Annotated in this window: 20 protein-coding genes; 10 read left to right on the top strand and 10 right to left on the bottom strand. The window is 62.6% G+C overall.

Annotated features, from left to right (window positions below; all coding sequences use genetic code 11):
* Nucleotides 1-22 precede the first annotated feature (22 nt).
* Nucleotides 23-493 (top strand): GreA/GreB family elongation factor, encoded by a 471-nt coding sequence (locus tag PMI04_RS20245; RefSeq protein WP_007715344.1) that lies wholly within the window; start codon nt 23-25, stop codon nt 491-493.
* A gap of 81 nt (nt 494-574) precedes the next feature.
* On the opposite strand, the gene PMI04_RS20250 is transcribed toward PMI04_RS20245, so the two are convergent.
* From PMI04_RS20250 to PMI04_RS20260, 3 genes are all read right to left on the bottom strand, one after another.
* Nucleotides 575-1,066 (bottom strand): DNA starvation/stationary phase protection protein, encoded by a 492-nt coding sequence (locus tag PMI04_RS20250; RefSeq protein ID WP_007715342.1) that lies wholly within the window; start codon nt 1,064-1,066, stop codon nt 575-577.
* A 121-nt stretch (nt 1,067-1,187) separates the two neighbouring features.
* A complete protein-coding gene (locus PMI04_RS20255) occupies nt 1,188-1,754 on the bottom strand; it encodes a TMEM165/GDT1 family protein (protein WP_007715340.1) in 567 nt (188 codons plus the stop codon).
* A 12-nt stretch (nt 1,755-1,766) separates the two neighbouring features.
* Nucleotides 1,767-2,090, bottom strand: a complete 324-nt coding sequence (locus tag PMI04_RS20260; protein ID WP_007715337.1) for a hypothetical protein — start codon at nt 2,088-2,090, stop codon at nt 1,767-1,769.
* 202 nt (nt 2,091-2,292) lie between these two features.
* On the opposite strand from PMI04_RS20260, the gene rpmG reads away from it, so the two are divergent.
* Nucleotides 2,293-2,460 (top strand): 50S ribosomal protein L33, encoded by a 168-nt coding sequence (gene rpmG / locus PMI04_RS20265; RefSeq protein ID WP_004208953.1) that lies wholly within the window; start codon nt 2,293-2,295, stop codon nt 2,458-2,460.
* A 135-nt stretch (nt 2,461-2,595) separates the two neighbouring features.
* Here the strand turns inward: rpmG and PMI04_RS20270 are convergent, their stop codons facing one another.
* Both PMI04_RS20270 and PMI04_RS20275 read right to left on the bottom strand, forming a co-directional pair.
* The gene (locus PMI04_RS20270) at nt 2,596-4,482 is read right to left on the bottom strand and encodes an alkaline phosphatase PhoX (RefSeq protein WP_007715332.1); all 1,887 of its coding nucleotides are present in this window, start codon (nt 4,480-4,482) and stop codon (nt 2,596-2,598) included.
* Nucleotides 4,483-4,626: 144 nt separating this feature from the next.
* A complete protein-coding gene (locus tag PMI04_RS20275; protein WP_193378320.1) occupies nt 4,627-4,989 on the bottom strand; it encodes a response regulator in 363 nt (120 codons plus the stop codon).
* Between the two features lie 63 nt (nt 4,990-5,052).
* Between PMI04_RS20275 and PMI04_RS20280 the strand changes: the two genes are divergently transcribed.
* From PMI04_RS20280 to PMI04_RS20300, 5 genes are read left to right on the top strand one after another with little or no spacing between them, the layout of a single operon-like run.
* Entirely contained in the window at nt 5,053-5,352 is a 300-nt protein-coding gene (locus tag PMI04_RS20280; protein WP_007715328.1) for a DUF3572 domain-containing protein, read from the top strand.
* Nucleotides 5,349-6,002, top strand: a complete 654-nt coding sequence (locus tag PMI04_RS20285) for a hypothetical protein (RefSeq protein ID WP_007715326.1) — start codon at nt 5,349-5,351, stop codon at nt 6,000-6,002. The genes PMI04_RS20280 and PMI04_RS20285 overlap by 4 nt, the downstream gene beginning before the upstream one ends.
* Nucleotides 5,999-6,466 carry a RidA family protein gene (locus tag PMI04_RS20290; protein WP_007715324.1) on the top strand — a complete coding sequence of 156 codons (468 nt, stop codon included), beginning with the start codon at nt 5,999-6,001 and terminating at the stop codon, nt 6,464-6,466. Before PMI04_RS20285 ends, PMI04_RS20290 begins: the two co-directional genes overlap by 4 nt.
* A 43-nt stretch (nt 6,467-6,509) precedes the next feature.
* Complete coding sequence (locus PMI04_RS20295) at nt 6,510-7,166, top strand: glycerophosphodiester phosphodiesterase family protein (RefSeq protein WP_283184882.1); 657 nt, start codon at nt 6,510-6,512, stop codon at nt 7,164-7,166.
* Nucleotides 7,163-8,299 (top strand): GNAT family N-acetyltransferase, encoded by a 1,137-nt coding sequence (locus PMI04_RS20300; protein ID WP_283184821.1) that lies wholly within the window; start codon nt 7,163-7,165, stop codon nt 8,297-8,299. The genes PMI04_RS20295 and PMI04_RS20300 overlap by 4 nt, the downstream gene beginning before the upstream one ends.
* Nucleotides 8,300-8,303: 4 nt before the next feature.
* Here PMI04_RS20300 and PMI04_RS20305 read toward each other — a convergent pair whose 3' ends face one another.
* On the bottom strand, nt 8,304-8,600 hold the full coding sequence (locus tag PMI04_RS20305) for an SEL1-like repeat protein (protein WP_007711123.1): 297 nt from the start codon (nt 8,598-8,600) through the stop codon (nt 8,304-8,306).
* A gap of 226 nt (nt 8,601-8,826) precedes the next feature.
* On the opposite strand from PMI04_RS20305, the gene PMI04_RS20310 reads away from it, so the two are divergent.
* The gene (locus PMI04_RS20310; protein ID WP_007711121.1) at nt 8,827-10,098 is read left to right on the top strand and encodes a multidrug effflux MFS transporter; all 1,272 of its coding nucleotides are present in this window, start codon (nt 8,827-8,829) and stop codon (nt 10,096-10,098) included.
* 68 nt (nt 10,099-10,166) lie between these two features.
* On the opposite strand, the gene PMI04_RS20315 is transcribed toward PMI04_RS20310, so the two are convergent.
* Nucleotides 10,167-11,729, bottom strand: a complete 1,563-nt coding sequence (locus PMI04_RS20315; RefSeq protein WP_007711115.1) for an amino acid permease — start codon at nt 11,727-11,729, stop codon at nt 10,167-10,169.
* A gap of 153 nt (nt 11,730-11,882) precedes the next feature.
* On the opposite strand from PMI04_RS20315, the gene pgeF reads away from it, so the two are divergent.
* Entirely contained in the window at nt 11,883-12,644 is a 762-nt protein-coding gene (gene pgeF / locus PMI04_RS20320; protein WP_007711113.1) for a peptidoglycan editing factor PgeF, read from the top strand.
* Between the two features lie 48 nt (nt 12,645-12,692).
* Nucleotides 12,693-13,475, top strand: a complete 783-nt coding sequence (locus PMI04_RS20325; protein ID WP_052028071.1) for a FadR/GntR family transcriptional regulator — start codon at nt 12,693-12,695, stop codon at nt 13,473-13,475.
* A 458-nt stretch (nt 13,476-13,933) separates the two neighbouring features.
* Here PMI04_RS20325 and PMI04_RS20330 read toward each other — a convergent pair whose 3' ends face one another.
* From PMI04_RS20330 to traA, 3 genes are all read right to left on the bottom strand, one after another.
* Nucleotides 13,934-14,416, bottom strand: a complete 483-nt coding sequence (locus tag PMI04_RS20330) for a TIGR02391 family protein (protein ID WP_037486634.1) — start codon at nt 14,414-14,416, stop codon at nt 13,934-13,936.
* Nucleotides 14,409-15,098, bottom strand: a complete 690-nt coding sequence (locus PMI04_RS20335) for a DUF5343 domain-containing protein (RefSeq protein ID WP_157178142.1) — start codon at nt 15,096-15,098, stop codon at nt 14,409-14,411. The genes PMI04_RS20330 and PMI04_RS20335 overlap by 8 nt, the downstream gene beginning before the upstream one ends.
* Nucleotides 15,099-15,405: 307 nt before the next feature.
* Nucleotides 15,406-18,273, bottom strand: a complete 2,868-nt coding sequence (traA, locus tag PMI04_RS20340; RefSeq protein WP_007711107.1) for a Ti-type conjugative transfer relaxase TraA — start codon at nt 18,271-18,273, stop codon at nt 15,406-15,408.
* Nucleotides 18,274-18,359 lie beyond the last annotated feature (86 nt).

Genomic DNA, 18,359 nt, shown 5'->3' on the forward strand with positions numbered 1-18,359 from the left:
ATTGAAATTCTGGAGAGGCAAGATGAGTGTCGCCTTTCGTCGCGAGAGCGACGATGAGCATATGGAGCCCAAGTTCGAGCTGCCGATCCCGCCCGGCCCCAATTGGGTCACGGCGCGCGGATTGCGGCTGACGCAGGAACAGGTTGCGGCGCTGGAAGCGGTGGTGACCGACGGCATGACCGAGGAAGAGGCGAAGAAGCATAAGCGCCTGCTGCGCTACTGGCGCACCCGGCTGGCGACGGTGGAACTGCGCCCGGTGGCGGATGGCGAAGCGGTTACGTTCGGGACGCGGGTGACCTATCGGCTGAACAGGCAAGAGAAGACGGTCGCCATCGTCGGCGACGACGAGGCCGATCCGCATGACGGACGGATCAGTTTTTCCGCGCCGCTGGCCCGCGCGATGATGGATGCCGAAGCCGGCGAGGCGGTAGACTTTGCCGGCAAGGACGGGGCGATCGAGATCGTGGCGATTGCGGTGGTGGACGAGGCCTAAGCCCCCTCACCGATTGCGATAATGAAAAAGGGCCTCCCGGTGCGTGACCGGGAGGCCCTTTATTATAATCCGTCAGACGGTTCAGGCGCCGCGGGCGGCCTCGAACAGGAACCAGGCGCGCTGTTCGGCCTGGTCGGTCCAGTCGTCGACAATGCCTTCGGTCGCATTGTCGCCCGCTTCGGTCGCGGCGGCCTTCACCGCGCGGAAGGTTTCGACCAGCGCCAGATTGTCGTCGCGCAGTTCCTTGAGCATGTCGGCCGGGCTGACGAAGTCGGCGTCATTGTCCTTGACGGTCTGATGACGGGCGACATCGCCGATCGAGCGCAGCGTGGTGTTGCCGGTCTTGCGTACGCGCTCGGCAATCAGGTCGGTCACGCCCAGGATTTCGGTCGCCTGATCATCGAACATCAGATGATAGTCGCGGAAATGCGGGCCAGAGACGTGCCAGTGGAAATTCTTGGTCTTGAGATAGAGGGCAAAGCTGTCGGCCAGGGCGCCGTTCAGGGCCTCTGCAACCGACTTGGTGGCATTGCTCTTGAGATCGGTGGGCGTCTTGAGATCGGGGGCGGTCATGCACTGTCCTCCTGTTAGGCGAAATTGATTTCGGACATATAATGATTGCGCGTCAATAAGGTGCCCCCGCAAGTCGGAAATCTTTGGGCAATTTATCGGTCAGGCTGATGGAGGGAATCGATCAGAGCCGGCCGATCGCGCTCAACGCCATGCCGGCGCCGACGATCAGGGCGATGCCGCCGCCCGTCAGGCGAATCGCCCGGACCGGCAACAAGGCCAGGAAACGATCGCGCATCAGAATGACCGGCACGGCTGCTGCAATCACACCGATGGCGCCGCCGATCGCCGCGAGCGCCGGATCGGCCGTGCGGGTGGCGATGCCCAGAATCAGAAATTGCGGTCCGTCGCCAAAGCCCAGGATGAAGACACCGAGCGCGGTGGTAAGGAACGGCCCGATCCGCCAGCCGTCGAGCGTGTCCGGCATCTTCACCGGCCAGAGCAGACCCACGCCAAGGAACAGCAGCGAAAGCGCCATGAACAGCAGCCGCGCATCATGGCCGAGCATAGGCCCGATCCAGGCGCCGGCAGCGGCGGAAATGGCGGCATTGGCAATAGCGGCAACCGCGACGCCGGCGATGATCGCCCCGTCGCGCTGATAGCGATGGGCGAGCGCCAGCACGAGCAACTGGCCCTTGTCCCCGATTTCCCCGAACAGGCAGCCCAGCAGGGCGATCAGCAAGGCGTCCATTCTCTATCCCGGTCAGGCGTGCAGGCGATGCAGCGTAGCGGGCGTGGGTACCAGCGGCAAAATATTCTCGAGCGGCGGCAATTCGGTCGTGATCGCGTCGCGCATCCGGTCGAGATAGGAGAGTATGACCGAATCGAGGCCATCGAGCGAAAGGACGGACTGAAGCGTGGCGGCAAGGTCGCCGACGCTGTCGACCCGGAAGGCGCGCGCGATATGACGGATCTGGTCGACCTCGTCATGCAGGCGCGGGACAGATACATGGCCGCGTTGCGCGGCCAGACCGTCAACCCGGCGCAGCAGGTCGGCCAAAATCGCCAGTTTCGGATCATGTCGCATGGAGACATCTCCCTTCATCCGTACCCCGGTTGGCAGCATGCGCGCATAGGGTTAAAGGCACGTAAAGCCTGTTCCAAACCGTCCACCCGGCGCGCAAGCCTTGACATCAGGACGAATCTGCCCCAAGGGGCACCGCTGAAACGGGGCGGTCCGACATGGGCCGCTTTTCTTTTTACGCTATTTCAAGACCAGGGACCAAGCCATGGCCAAGCCGGCAACTGTCAAGATCCGCCTCGTCAGCACGGCTGACACTGGCTTCTTCTACGTCACCAAGAAGAACCCGCGCACCACGACCGAAAAGCTGAGCTTCAGCAAGTATGACCCGGTCGTGCGCAAGCATGTCGAATTCAAGGAAGCCAAGATCAAGTAAGCCGTTGCGGGCTTCGCGCCCGCGCGCCTGATCTTTCGGCACCGAAAAAGGCCCGTCCCTGTTGGGAGCGGGCCTTTTCCTGTTGGCGTTCCCGCCGGGTAGGCCCCCGATCCGAAGATCGGGAGCCCGATGCCGTCAGTTGCCGACCGGCTGGCCGTCGGTACGGCGCACCACGATGGTCGAGGAACGGGGCTGCTGCCCCGCCACCGGCCAGTTGCCGGTCGGATGCTGGATGTTGATGAAGAAGTTCTTCAAGTCCGGCGTGTAGGCGATGCCGGTGATCTCGCAGCCCGCCGGGCCGACCAGGAAGCGCTTCGACTGCTTGCTGGTCTGGTCGATATAATACATCGAGTTATTACCGAACGCCCCGGTCATGTTGGTGGCGGCGCCGTTCAGCGTACCGGCATTGCCGGTGAGATTATGGTCGGTCTGGACCCACAGCCGACCTTGGGGATCGATGCGGATGCCGTCGGGGCTGGAGAAATAATCGCCGCTGATATTGCCCTTGAGATTATCCTCCGCGAGCGACGGATTGCCGGCGAGCAGGAAAATGCTCCAGGTGAAGGCGGTCGCCAGCGGCGAGTCGCCATTTTCACGGAACCTGATGATATGGCCATGCAGGTTGGTGACGCGCGGATCAGCCGCATCGGTGACGCGACGGCCGCTATTGTTGGTCAGGGTGACGAAGATCGCCTGCTTGTTGGGCGCCACCGTGATCCATTCCGGACGGTCCATGATGGTACCACCGGCGACGCGGGCGGCCGACTGGGCATTGACCAGCACGTCAGCCTGGTTGTTGAAATTGACCGTGACCGGGGCCGGCGGCGTGGTCGACTGGCTGACATTGCCCGGATCGGACGCACCGGCGACCAGGCCGTTCTGGCCCTGGACCAGCGCGCGCCATTCGCCCGTGCCGTCGGCGTTGAAGCGGGCGACATAGAGGGTGCCATAGTCGAGCAGGTCGGTGTTGGCGGCCCGATTGCTGCTGCTGAAGGCGCGGTCCGGCACGAACTTGTAGATGCAGCCCGGGGTCGAATCATCGCCCATGTAGAAGGCGACGCGGTTGCCGGCGTCGGTCATGTGGGCGACATTTTCATGGCTGAAACGGCCGAGCGCGGTGCGCTTGGTCGCGGGGGCCAGTTCCTGGAAGGGATCGATCTCGACCACCCAGCCATAGCTGGTGTTGGGCTGGGTCGGATCGAGATAATTGTTCGTCGTTTCCTCGCAGGTGAGGTAGGTGCCCCAGGGGGTCCGGCCCGAGGAGCAGTTGTTGAGCATGCCGCGGATCGTGCCGGGCAGGACGCCGGCAGCCGGGCCGCCGACGCGATAGTCGGTGTTGCCGCTATAGCGCTTATTATATTTCGACCCGGCCTTGACCGCGAACTTGCCGTCGGTGCCCTTGGTCACTTCGACGACGGCGATGCCGACGGCCGAAAGCGCGATCGCCTTCTGGTCGGCGGTGGCGGTCGACGCGTTGTAGCTGCCGCTGGCGAACAGGATATTATAGTCGGGCAGCTCGAAATTGATCGCGAGCAGGCCGCCGGCATTGGCGTCCGTGCCGGTCAGTTCGAAATATTCCATGCCGTCATGATTGCCGCCGGCCCAGGCCGCGGTCTGGCTGACATTGGTCGGGAAGGTGCCGTTGGCGAAGGCGGTGCCGGCTTCGACCAGGTCGCCGGCCTTGAGCAGCACATCGACGGTATAGCCCGACGGCACGGTCACGGTGTCGTTGGTGTTGATCGCGACCGAGGTGAAGGCGATGCCATAGCTGGGCGTGGGGGTCGGCGTGGGGGTGGGTGTCGGGGTCGGCGTGGGCGCCGGCGTGCTGTCGTCGTCGTCATCGTCGCAGGCGGCCAGCGCCCCCAGCATCGGCAGGACGGACAGGCCGAGCAGGCCGTTCTTCAGGACGGAGCGGCGGCCCGGATTGGCCGCGACGATGGCTTCCAGACTGTCTTCGCCCGCAACAATCGTGGGCTGCGCATCGCGGAAAGCCGCGCGCGCCTCGTCGGTCAGATGAGACATGATACAATACCCCTGTGCATGCGAGCGCCGGCATGACCGCCGCGCCCTTGGCGCGCATGACGTGACAGAGGAGAATGACGCGCAAACTGCGCTATGATGTCAGTGTCGCGACCAGGGGATGACGCATTTGTGACGACATGCCGCCTAGAGCAGCGCGTTCACCTGCTCGACGAAACGCAGCACCGAAATCGGCTTGGATACATAGGCCTGCGCCCCGGCAGCGCGAATCCGATCCTCGTCGCCCTTGCCGGCATAGGCCGTTACCGCCATGATCGGCACCAGCGACAGCCGATCGTCGGCCTTGAGCGATATGATGAGATCGAGGCCGCTGACATGCGGCAGATGTATGTCGGTGATGACGAGATCCGGACCGAAGTCGCGCGCCTGCGCCAGCACATCCCGGCCGTCGCGCAGAGGCAGCACCTCATGCCCGTGCGCACGCAGCAGGTCGCAAAAAAGTTTAAGGTTAAGTTCGTTGTCCTCGACAACGAGCACGCGCTTTGCCACCAGTCACCCGCACTGCCACTTGGAAGGCTGCTCTATAGCCGCCCCAGCCCAGAGAACCAAATCATGCGATCCGACATCCCAAATGGCAAGAAGGAGACCGATGGTGACGGCCATCCCGATGCCCCCACGCTGGCGCTGATGGCGCTGGCCTGGACGGTGGCGGACGACCGACGGGCAGACCGATTGCTGGGGCTGACCGGGCTGGACGCGGCGGCGCTGCGCCAGGGCGCTGGCGACCCGGCGATACTGGCCGCCATACTCGCCTTCCTGGCCGATCATGAACCCGACCTGGTCGCCTGTGCCGAGGCGATCGACAGCAGCCCGGCGGCGCTGATCGCCGCGAAGGAGAGATTGAGCCGATGAGCCGTCCGCTGATCATTACCGACTGCGACGAGGTGCTGCTGCACATGGTGGTGCCGTTCCGCCACTGGCTGGACGAAACGCATGACGTGCATTTCGACATGCGCGAACAGGGGTTCAGCGAGGCGTTGCGTCACAAGGACAGCGGCCTGCCGCTGGAACGCGAGCTGGTGTGGGAATTGCTGGTCGCCTTTTTCGATACGGAAATGGTTCGGCAGACGCCGATCAGCGGCGCGATCGCGGCATTGCAGCGGCTGGCCCAGATCGCCGATATCGAAGTGTTGACCAATATCGGCGAGCGCCACCATCAGTTGCGCGTGGCGCAGTTGGCGAGCCATGGCCTTGATCTGCCGGTCCACTGGAATCATGGCGGCAAGGGACGCAAGCTGGCCGCCATCCTGGCCGAACGCCAGCCGAGCTGTGCCCTGTTCATCGACGATCTGGGTGAGCACCACGCCTCCGTCGCGCGACATGCGCCGGATGTGTGGCGGCTGCACATGGTCGGTGAACCCGAAATCGCCGACATTCCAGTCGCGGACAAGGCCCATGCCCGGATCGACGACTGGGCCAGCGCCGAAGCCTGGATCATCGCGCGGCTGGCCGAAGGGCCTGCCCCCACCATTTCAACGCCCCTGAATGGAGCCATTGCATGAGCATCGACGCCCGCCTTGCCGAACTCGGCATCACCCTGCCTGCCGCCGCCGCGCCGGTCGCCGCCTATGTGCCGGCGGTCGAGGTCAATGGCCTGCTGCATATTTCCGGCCAGATCGCGCTCAAGGACGGGCAGTTGATGACCGGCCGCCTGGGCGAGGACCGCGACCTCGATTATGGCGTCGAGGCAGCGCGCGCCTGTGGCCTGAACCTCATCGCGCAGATGAAGGCAGCATTGGGCGGCGACCTCGACCGGGTCGAGCGGATCGTCAAGCTGGGCGCCTTCATCGCCAGCGCACCGGGCTTCACCGACCAGCCCAAGGTCGCCAATGGCGCGTCCGAACTGATGGTCGCGGTGTTCGGCGAAGCCGGCAAGCATGCGCGCAGCGCGGTCGGCGTGCCGGTGCTGCCACTGGGCGCGGCCGTCGAGATCGACGCGATCGTGCAGGTTCGTCCTGCGGCCTGAGAGGCCTGACTGGCTGATCGCCCGCCCCTTCGCCCATCGCGGGCTGCACGGGGCGGGGGTCAGCGAAAATGGCATGGCGGCCTTCCACGCCGCCATCGCCCTGGGGCTAGGCATCGAATGCGATGTCCAGTTGAGCCGCGACGGCGTTCCCTTCGTCTTTCATGACACCAGCCTGATGCGGATGACCGGACATCCGGGCACTCTGGCGGAATGCGCTTCGGCCGATATCGACATGTTGCGCCTGCCCGATGGCGGGGCGATCCCACGCCTTGCCAGGCTGCTGGATGTATGCGCACAAACGCCGCTGCTGGTCGAGATCAAGGCCAGGGGGCGCAATGTCGTGCCGATCTGTGCCGCCGTGGCGGATGCGATCGACGGGCGCGACCAGCCGGTGGCGGTCATGTCGTTCCATCCGCTGGCAATGCGCTGGTTCGCACGGCACCGGCCCGGCGTCCTGCGCGGGCTGGTGAATAGTAGCCAGGACAAGACGCATCTGCACGCGATTGTCGGCCGCACCCTTGCACTTTGGCTGGCCAATCCCGATTTTCTGGCCTGTGATATCCGCGACTTGCCTTTCCATTTTGCCGCCACCGCCCGTCGCCGGGGGCTGCCGGTGCTGAGTTGGACGGTGCGCAGCGACGCGCAGCGAGCCATCGCCGCTGTCCATGCCGACCAGATCATCTTCGAGGGGCCGGCATGAGCGAATTCGTCGCGCGCATCGCCGGCGGTGTCGCCGATCTGCCCCGGGACCAGTGGGACGCCTGCGCCGGCGACGCCAACCCCTTCGTCAGCTGGGATTTCCTGACCGCGCTGGAGCGATCGGAAAGCGTCGGACCCGGCACCGGCTGGCAGCCGCTGCCGATCGTCATCGACGGGCCGGATGGCGCCATCGCCGCCGCCGCGCCACTCTATGCCAAGATGCACAGCCAGGGCGAATATGTGTTCGACCATGGCTGGGCCGATGCCTGGGAACGGGCGGGCGGCCAATATTATCCCAAGATCCAGATCGCTGCGCCCTTCTCGCCCGTGCCCGGCCCCCGCCTGCTGCTGCGCGATTCGATGCTGGGGCCGGCGCTGATCGCGGGAATCGAGACTGTGGTCGAGCGCAACGCGCTGTCATCGGCCCATGCGACCTTCATCCATCCCGATCAGATCGCCATGTTCGAGGCGGCGGGTTGGCTGATCCGCGAGGACAGCCAGTTCCACTGGCACAATAAGGGCTATGCCGGGTTCGACGACTTCCTGGCAGACCTGTCGAGCGAGAAGCGCAAGAATATCCGCAAGGAACGACGGCGCGCAGTCGAGGGGCTGGACATCATCCACCTGACCGGCCGCGATCTGACCGAAGCCCATTGGGATATTTTCTGGGATTTCTATCAGGATACCGGCGCGCGCAAATGGGGGCAGCCCTATCTGACCCGGTCCTTTTTCTCGATCCTGGGCGAGACGATGGCGGACAAGGTGCTACTGATGCTGGCCCGGCGCGATGGACGGGCGATTGCCGGGGCGCTCAACCTGATCGGCACGGATAGCCTATATGGCCGCTATTGGGGCTGCATCGAAGAGGTCCCCAATCTGCATTTCGAGCTATGCTATTATCAGGCGATCGATGCTGCGATCACACGTGGCCTGGGCCGGGTCGAAGCCGGGGCACAGGGCGGGCATAAGCTGGCGCGCGGCTACACGCCGCAGCCGACCTATTCAGCGCATCATATTCCCAATGCCGGCTTTCGCCGCGCGGTGGCCGGCTTTCTCGACGCCGAACGGGAAGATATACAGCGCGACCGGGCATGGTTGTGCGAACGGACGCCCTTCCGCAAGGGCGGCAGCTAGACCGTCAAGCCGCGCGGATTTCCGTGGCCACGATCCAGGCGCGTGCCTGGCGCTGGGCTTCGGCGATTTCGCGTGCGGTCATTTCCTCGGCAATCTCGGCCCGCATGCTCTGCCCCAGTTCGCTGCCACTGCGGGCGGCAAGGTTGAACCATTTATGCGCTTCGACCAGATCGACCGGCATGCCGTTGGTCCCGCAGCTATAGGCCACGCCCAGCTCGAAACAGGCTTCTGCCGAACCACCAGCCGCATGGGCCAACCGGCTTTCCATCAGAAACTGCGCACTTTTTAGACTGTTCGCCATGACATACCCCCTGAATATCTAATCCAATGTTCGACCCTTGGTTTTGCGATTGATCGACAGGTTGGACCGGCAGCCGATAAAAATTGGTTAACGCGCCTACGCGGAAAAATGACATCTCCGCCCGTGCCGCCTGATCCAGACAGGGTTAACGGATCAAGGAGCCCCCGGTGTGAGGCAACGCGATAAGGGCTGGCATCGTCGCGCGATTGTCCGCATAGGCCCGAGCATGGCCGAAAACTCCCCCACGGGCGCGCAGTCCGCCGCAAAGGATATTCATTTCCGCGAGTTCGTGCTGCTGTGCGCGTGCCTGATGGCGATGAATGCCCTGTCGATCGATCCGATGCTGCCCGCGCTTCCGGATATCGGTCGCGACCTGCATGTCCCGCACCCCAATGACCGACAGTTGATCATCAGCATCTATTTCATGGGGCTAGGGGTGGGGTCGCTGCTGTTTGGCGTGTTGTCCGACCAGTTCGGGCGGAAGCGGGTGCTGGGCAGCGCGATGATGCTGTTCATCATTTCCTCGATCGCCTGCGCGGGCGCACACAGTTTTCCGATGCTGCTGGCCGCCCGTGCCTGTGCCGGTTTCTTCGCCGGGGCGAGCCGGGTCATCACCGTCGGCATCATCCGTGATCGGTTCAAGGGCGATGCGATGGCACGGGTCATGTCACTGATCTTCGCGGTATTCATGCTGATCCCGGTGATGGCGCCCAGCTTCGGTCAGGCGATCCTGTGGATCGCACCATGGCGCTGGATCTTCTGGGTGCTGGCGATCCTTGCGACCGCGATCCTGGGTTGGATGACATGGCGGCTGCCAGAGACGCTCCATCCCGACAACCGGATGCGCATCAGCCTCAAGGCAATCGGCCATACGGTCGGCACGATCTTTCGCACGCGCAGTTCGATCGGTTATATGCTGGCCAGCGGCGTGGTGATGAGCGGCCTGATTGGCTTCATCCTGTCGGTGCAGCAGATCTTCTTCGACGTCTTCCATGCGCAGACGATCTTTCCGCTCGCCTTTGCGACGATCGCGGGCAGCATGGGAATCGGTAGCCTGGTCAACAGCCGGCTGGTCTCTCGCTTCGGTGCCCGCAGGCTCAGCCAAAGCGCGCTGATCGCCTTCATCCTGATCGCCGCGGTGCATCTGGCGGTGATTCTGACCGACCGGGAAACGATCGTCACCTTCATGGTGCTGCAGGCGATGACGATGATGACGGTCGCCTTCACCGCGTCCAATTTCAGCGCGATCTCGATGGAACCTTTCTCCAAGGGGGCGGGTGTCGCCTCTTCCTTCCAGGCCTTCCTGACCACCGCCTTGTCGAGCGCGCTCGGCAGCCTGGTCGGCCGGGCGTTCGATGGCACGACCCTGCCCTTTACCCTGGGCTTGCTGGTCTTTGGATCGGGATCGCTGCTGATCGTGTTCTGGGCCGAACGCGGCAGGCTTTTCACCCGCCCCCACCTCAATGCCTTGCGCGACGAGTATGAGGCGATGCACTGAGCGCCACGGCCCGGACATAAAAAAAGGGGCGGTTTCCCGCCCCTTTTTTTATGTTTCGATCGACCAGATCAAGCGTCCTGACCGCCCGGCGTATGGGCGCCCGGCAGCGGCGGGACCGGCTGGGGCGGAATGCCCGCACCATTTTCGGCCACCTCGACGATGCCGCGACCGACATGGCTGCGACCGCGGCTATAGGCGAAATAGACGATCAGACCGATCGTCGCCCAGCCCACGAACATCAGCTTGGTCTCGACGCCCAGGCTCCAGAACAGATAGGCACAGCCCGCGATCGCGATCGGCGCGGTGACGTTGACCGCCGGGGTCCGGAACGGACGCGCGCGGCCGGCGTCGGTCTTGCGCAGCACCATCACCGCGATCGACACGGCGGCAAAGGCGAAGAGCGTACCCGAGTTGGAGATGTCGGCCAGGATGCCGACCGGGAAGAAGGCAGCGAACAGGGCCACGAAAATGCCGGTCAGGATGGTGATGACGTGCGGCGTCTTGTAGGTCGGGTGCACCTTCGAGAACAGCTCCGGCAGCAGGCCATCGCGGCTCATGACGAAGAAGATGCGGGTCTGGCCGAACATCATCATCAGGATGACCGAGGGCAATGCCAGGCCGGCGGCGAGGCCGAGCAGGTTGCCGATCTGGGGCCAGCCGATTTCACGCAGCGTCCAGGCGAGCGCCTCCTTCGAGCAGGTGACCGCTTCGGTACCAGCAGCGGCCAGCGCAGCGCATTGCTGCGAAAGCGCCGTCGAACCAGGGGCGAGCACTTCACCGGCCGGGCCGGCAACCGGCTGTGCGCCGACGGTGCCGATGACGCCAGCGGCAACCAGCATGTAGAAGACGGTGCAGATGGCGAGCGAGCCAATGAGGCCGATCGGCATGTTGCGCTGCGGATTCTTGGTTTCCTCCGCCGCGGTCGAGACCGCATCGAAGCCGACATAGGCGAAGAAGATCGAGGCAGCGGCGGCCGACACGCCCGAGAAACCGAGCGGCATGAAGGGCGTGAAGCCGTCCATGTTCATGACCGGCACCGACAGGACGATGAACAGCGTCAGCGCCGACACCTTGATCAACACCAGCACCGCGTTGACGGTGGCACTTTCCTTGGTGCCGATGACCAGCAGCCAGGTGACGAGCGACGCGATCAGCATCGCCGGCAGGTTGACCATGCCCCCGTCGAACGGCCCGCGCGTCAAAAGATCGGGTATGTCGAGATGGAATGTATGTTCAATGAGGCCGACCACATAGCCGGACCAGCCCACCGACACAGCGCCGGCGGCGACCGCATATTCGAGGATCAGCGCCCAGCCGACCATCCAGGCGATCAGTTCGCCCATCACCGCATAGCTGTAGGTATAGGCCGATCCCGATACCGGAACCATGGCGGCCATTTCGGCATAGCACAGCGCGGCGACCGCGCAGACGAAGCCGGCGATGACGAAGGAGAGCATCATGCCCGGCCCCGCCTTCTGCGCCGCTTCGGCGGTCAGCACGAAGATGCCGGTGCCGATCACGGCGCCGATACCCAGCATGGTGAGTTGGAATGCGCCCAGCGAGCGATGCAGTGATTTTTTCTCTGCCGTCGCCAATATGGCGTCGAGAGGCTTAACGCGCCCGAAAATCATCAATGAAACCCTTTATTGGAGTCTTCTGCCCGGGCGACGCGTCAGCCGCCCCCCCTTATTCTGTGGGACGGGAGACTATCGCCTAATCCGCCATGCGCAAGTATGTTGCGCTTCTGAGACATGCTTCTTCACTGATCGCGCGAAGGAAATTTTATGATCGAGTTGCTGCGGGCGCCCAGCCTGGGCACGCTGCCCCATGGCTTTGCCGGAAGAAGCGGCGGCGTTTCAACCGGCATATGCGCCGGCCTGAACGTCGGCCTGGGATCAGAGGATGACCGGCTGGCGGTGCTCCGCAACCGGGATCTGGCGCGCGACGCGCTCCTGCCGGGCGCGACGCTGGTGACCGTGCGGCAGGTGCATTCGGCCGATGTGGTGACCGTGACCGCGCCAATCGCCGAGACGGAACGCCCGGATGCAGACGCGATGGTGACCCGCACCCCCGGGCTGATCCTGGGCATATTGACCGCCGATTGCGTGCCCGTGCTGTTCGTCGACGCCAAGGCCGGCGTGATCGGCGCCGCCCATGCGGGATGGAAAGGCGCGATCGCGGGCGTGACCGACAGCACCATCGCGGCGATGGAGGCCCTGGGCGCATCGCGCGACGGCATCGCCTGCGCGATCGGCCCGTGCATAGGGCGCGCCGCCTATGAGGTGACGCTCGATTTTGCCGAGCGGTTTGAACGCGACAACGCAGACAATGCGCGCTTCTTCGGTGCCGGCCGGCCGGGCCACTGCCAGTTCGACATTGCCGCCTATGTCGCCTCGCGACTGCAGGCGGGCGGGATTGGCCAGATCACGCTGCTTGACGAGGACACCTATAGCCAACCCGAGCGCTTCTACAGCTATCGGCGGTCCTGCCACCGCGGCGAAGGCGATTATGGCCGGCAGATATCGATGATTGCGCTGCCGGTTTAAGGTGGGGCTTCAATCCGGAACGGGATTGGTGCAGGGATGTGGGCGATTATGAGCGCGCCCCTTCCCCCGATCGACCCGGCTCTGCCAGGCTGGAGCCATGAAGGCGGCGGCCGGCTGTATCAGCAGCTCGCCCGCAAGCTATTCGCGCAACTGGCGAGCGGACAATATGCAGTTGGCGACCGGCTGCCACCCGAACGCGAACTGGCGATCGACCATGATGTCAGCCGCCCCACCGTCCGTGAGGCGATCATCGCGCTGGAGGTCCAGGGATTGGTCGAGGTCCGGATCGGGTCGGGCGCCTATGTCGTGCGCATCCCGGGCCAGGTCGATGCACCGGGCTTCAGCATCACCGCCTTCGAGATGATGGAGGCCCGGCTGGCGATCGAGGGCGAGGCTGCGGCGCTCGCTGCCCGGCATATCCAGGACGACGAACTGGACATGCTGGATATGCTGGTGGAGCGCATAGCCAGCGCCAATCTGCACCATGGTGACGCCTATGAGGTCGATCGCGACTTCCATATGCTGATTGCTCAGGCGACCCGCAACGCCGCGCTGATCGAAATCATCGGGCGGCTTTGGGAGATGCGGCGGAGCTCACCGGAAACCCGCCTGCTGCTGGCCAAGGCACGGACAGCCAAGGTGACGCCGGTGGTTGAGGAGCATCGCGCCATTGCTCTGGCGATCCGATCGCGTGATCCGGACGCGGCACGTGCGGCCATGCGGGGCCATCTCGCGGCAGTAATCGATCATCTTCTGTTCGCAACGGGGGATGGAGCGGTTGGTGTTGCTTGTGCTGAAGCGGCTGACGATGGTTCAGGTCAGCTGGGATGAGCCGAGATGCGCGGCTTTTGGGTCTGACGAGGGCGCATATGGGTTTAGAGAAGACATAAAAAGCCGCCCCGGGATGATCCGAGACGGTTTGGTCTGTTGGTGTTGGTTGCGGGAGTAGGATCTCTCACGGGCCTCAGGACAAGACTAACACAATGATGTTTCGTGATATTTCCCAACAACCTTCCGAACAGTCCCCTTGCAGTACCCCCATAAAGAACAATATGTGATGAGACGTGCAGATGTTTCGCTTAACCGAAATTCCTACACCCCCAGCTCGATAACCAGTGCAAGCGCGATGTCTCATTTTGGCCGATTTCAGTCAGGCAGCTTATGAAACGCAGATCACAAAAAGCTGACATCGCTGGATCAATTAAACAGCAGAATTCATGCTCCAAGCAAGGAAATGCTGATAAGGTAAATTCAGCTAACGCGCGTTCCCCAAACGTTTCCTCGCTCGTTTACGAGGGGTCAATTTGGCGCTCCTCCAACCTCCTTAACAGCACAGAAGCAAGCGAAAGATGATCTAAGCAACGGCCTATCGGATCAACATTAATGTCATGACCACGCGGATTGCGTATGGCAGCCATGGCACCAGCAAATATGAAACGGTAGCCACTTTGCTCGTCGATGTCGCTCGTTGTCAGCAAAGGCGTCAGTTTTATCTTAGGTGCGTTATCTGAAAATGCGGCCATCATGAGTTTCTGGCCGCTTTCATTAACGCCTGAAATTTTCTTAACCTCCAAGTCGATAAATTTGAACGCCTCAAATGTTGCTTGAGAGTAATGGCCGTCATCAAACAGCTTGATCGATGTGACCGCAATTGCCGGATGTATATTCCGCTCCTCGAACGGATGCACCTCGTTACTGCTCAGATCAGAGGTGACGCCTAGGCTTGCCGCGGCACGCACCAGCCGTTCGAATGCGACCAAAGACTCACTCATCAATCAAGTTCGCCCGGATGCTCTTGAATATGGCATCGTACGTTTCTTGTGTACCGCCCGCTGGCAGGTTAATCTCGATCCGTACCGTCATGGCCATCTCTCGACGACCATCTTTCGGACCGTGTTTCAAATCGGGCGTATCTCCAGAGCGAGCTGTATCAATGACCACGTCTGCTGTCCTAGTACGCTTAGCAGACGTCGCGCGTGTTTTCATTTGCCTAGTCTTGGGCACGCCGTTTTTCGGAGATGTCTCGTTAGCTTGAGCATGACCGGCCAGTGTACGGAATGCTTGAAAAAGACCTGCCTGTCGCCCTCCGATAACTTCACTAGTCTTATCAGTAGTGCGAAAATATGATATAAGGTCCTGCCGCCCTAAAGACCAAGCATCGTCGCCACGTATTTCAAAGAGATCCTTGTAAGAATCTCTGATCAAACCTTCAAATGCCGACTGAAAAGCGTCCTCACCGAGGACAAAAACATCGTGTCCGATCTTGGTTCTCTTGCCTTTTTCATCAAGGACACCAATGAACTGCAATGCGTTGATAACATAGCTTTCGTTGTTTGGAGCAAGCGAAAATTTTTTGACCGTTTCAGACGAGACAGACACCGGGAAATTTTTTCGAAGGTAGCCGATCATCTGAACCACGCTGCCGGGACCAGAAATGTATGGATGCGATGCCAAACCGATGCCCCTTATGCCGTGCGATCCCCATCGCGACATTTGAAGAGTAGCTAGAGTTGAAAGTAATCGCAACGCAACTTGGACTTACTGAATTCTGAGAGCGGGAAAGCGTGGGACCAGACGATCCCGTTACCATTTCACCTGCAATTGCGAACATCGGTGCTTTGCGCGAACCTGGTCACCGGTAGAATTTGCCGTTTCGGCTCGCCCAACAAAATGTCGGGAAGAATCTCGCCGATCTATGGCTGCTTTCGGGATCGCCGAATATGTTGCCGAACGACCGAAACGGGCGCATAGACGACGCCCGTCACATGCCGATGCCAATTCCCCTTGCCCGCCCACGTTCGATATCAATCCCGTGATTGAACGCCAGATCGGCAGCCAGCGACCGGCGGCCCTCTACGGATATGCCCAGTTGGCTCTTTCGATTGGCAAGGACCGATTCAAGTTGCGGATCGCGCTCCAACGATAGCGCCATCGAACGCATGCTGTTCTGGATGACCCGACGCCGCGGCTCATCCCCATCAACATAGGCCTGCTCAGCCGCCTGGGATTTCCGGTTCCAGTCAGCAACAAAGCGATCTGCCCGCAGGTTCGGATCGGCGCGAACATCCCGCTCTTGCAGAATGGCGCGGCGCGCCGGCTCGGTGTCCCCCTGCGCCGCTCGACCGATCAGCGATGGCCGACGGATATAGGCGGCCTCCGCATCGCGAGCCGCATGCTCGCGAATGTCGTTGAGCCCTCTACGCGCCGCGCCCAGCTCTGCTGCCTGGTCAGGCGTCATGGCGCTGCCCTGATCATGCATGGCGAAGATGGCTTGTACGGCGCGGGCGTGATGCTGGATGGCACCGGGGATCTCCGCTGCGACTTCGCTCGCCGTGGTGACCTCTGGCGGTGGTGCGGCCGCTTTTCCGACGGTCGGGGCAGCATTAAGCCTGAGTCCTGTAAAGGGGCTCGACTCGGGCTGCCGCACTGGCACGCGCGCCTGATCATAATCCGACGCCATATCCTTGCCCCGCTCGCGGCCGAGCGTGCGCACGAGCTTTCCCCGATCGGCAAAATCATCCCGGCCATAATGAATGTCGACCGATCGGCGATGACGCGAGAGCGCTACATAGCTGGCATGACGATCAAGGCCTGGCGTGGCCAGCACATGGACCTTGTCCACCGTCATGCCCTGCGCCTTGTGGATGGTGGCGGCATAGCCATGATCGATGTCGGCATAATCCTTATGGTCGAACCCAACGGATCGACCGTCATCCAGCATCACGCGCATGCCCAACTGACTTACCTGGGCTACGGTGCCCAAACTGCCATTCTTCACGCCCAGGCTGCGCTCATTGCGCAAGAACATGACCCGATCGCCCTGAGCAAAGCTGCGCGCACCACGCGCGACGGTCAGGCGGACCTCCTCTCCCAATATGTCAGCGGCGCCGAGCCGCGCACGGGCCGCCTGGTTGAGGTCATACACCGCGTCATTGGTGTGGGTGAGAATGATGCGGCTGGCCTGTGGGTCTGCGATGCGATCCCGGTCCCACCGCTCGATCAGGCTGCGTCGCGCATCCTCTCTGGTCTCGGCAGCATGGACATGGCCCTTCTCTTCATAGGCAGTGATCGCCTCATCCGTCCGACCGGTCGCCAGCGCCCGGGTGGCGTCACGCTGCCAGTCCAGCTCCTGCCGGCGGATGGACGTTATCTCCACGCTGCCATGGCGCTCGGCAATGGAGCGGAAGGATGCACCGGCCTCGATAGCCTGTAACTGCTCGGGATCGCCGACCAGGACGACCTTGGCGCCACGCTTCTCTGCTTCCCTGCGTACTCTTTCCATCTGCCGGGTGCCAATCATCCCGGCTTCGTCGATCACCAGAATCGACCTGTCGGTCAGCAGTTCACGATCCTGCGCCCATTGATGCTCCATGCCTGCGATCGTCCGCGAGGCTATGCCTGACCCGCTTTCGAGATTTTCCGCAGCGATGCCCGAGAGCGCAGCGCCGCGCACATCATAGCCGGCCAGTTCCCATGCATCGCGGGCCACGCCCAGCATCGCGCTCTTGCCGGTGCCGGCATAGCCGATGACATTGCTCAGATCCTTCGCGCCGGTCACATGCTCGAGCGCGCCACGCTGTTCGGCCGAGAGGTCGAGCCCGCTTGCGCTGGCCTGTGCCAGCGCGCGTTCGACATGGCGATCGGCGACGCCATGATGCCGCCGCGCGTCGAGCATGGCGGTGGCCTTTTCGAGCCGCTGTTCGGTCTCCAGCATCCCGCGGGAGGTGAACCGCTCCTCCCCTCGCCCATCCTTGCCCAGCGCAACCAGATCGGGTGCGGCTTTGACCGCCGCCATGATCGCATCGAACTGATCCTTTCCCTCGCTATGGCGGTGGACGAACATGGCGAGGTCACGGGTGGTGAAGGTTGCCTGACCGTGGGTAATGCCATCCAGGGCGATATTGGGATTGGCGAGGATCTTCTCGCCATTGGCGCGGGCAATATCGTGATGCTCTTCGAGCCTCTCGCTGGCGTGCCCTTGCTCCACCATGCGCGAGGCGGCCGGGCCGATCTTGTGCTGGGGCTCAAGTTCGATGCCCTGTGCGTCCAGGCTGCGATGATCGATGCGTGCATCGATATCCAGTTCGGCCATGCGCTCATTGACATGGTCAGCCCAGGCCTCGCGCCAATGGGTAAGAAGCTGCGTGCTGTTCCAGTCGCGGACCTTGGCGCCAAAGCCGTCTTGCGTCACCTCGCGCAGGCCCAGCATCACATGGGCATGGGGCTTGGGTTCGCCATCAGCGCCCACATCCCAATGGACATTGAGATCGGCGACCATGCCCTGATCAACAAACTCGCGTTGGACAAAGTCACGGGCCAGGGCGATGCCTTCAGCCTGGGACAGTTCGCGGGGAATGGCGAACTCCACTTCGCGCGCCAGTTGCGCGTCCTTGCGGATCTCGGCCGCCTCGGCAGCATTCCACAGTTGCTCGCGATCCTGCCACTCTTCAGGCGCCCCGTCGGGCAGCATCACTTCGCTGTGGACGACGCCGGCCTTGTTGGAAAAGTCATGGTGGCGATCGAGCCGCTGATCGTGCAGCCGGGAGGCGGAGCGATAGGCGGCCGCGGCCAGCGCCGAGGAGCCGACGGCGCGCGAGATGACTTTGACCGAGAAATGGTAGATCGCCATGATGGCGCACCATTTACACCCAAAGCAGCACGTCGGCACGATGTATAAGCGCGCCCTCAAAAGATTTCATCTGTCTCGGGATCGCA

The organism is Sphingobium sp. AP49, from assembly GCF_000281715.2.
Taxonomy (GTDB): Bacteria; Pseudomonadota; Alphaproteobacteria; order Sphingomonadales; family Sphingomonadaceae; genus Sphingobium.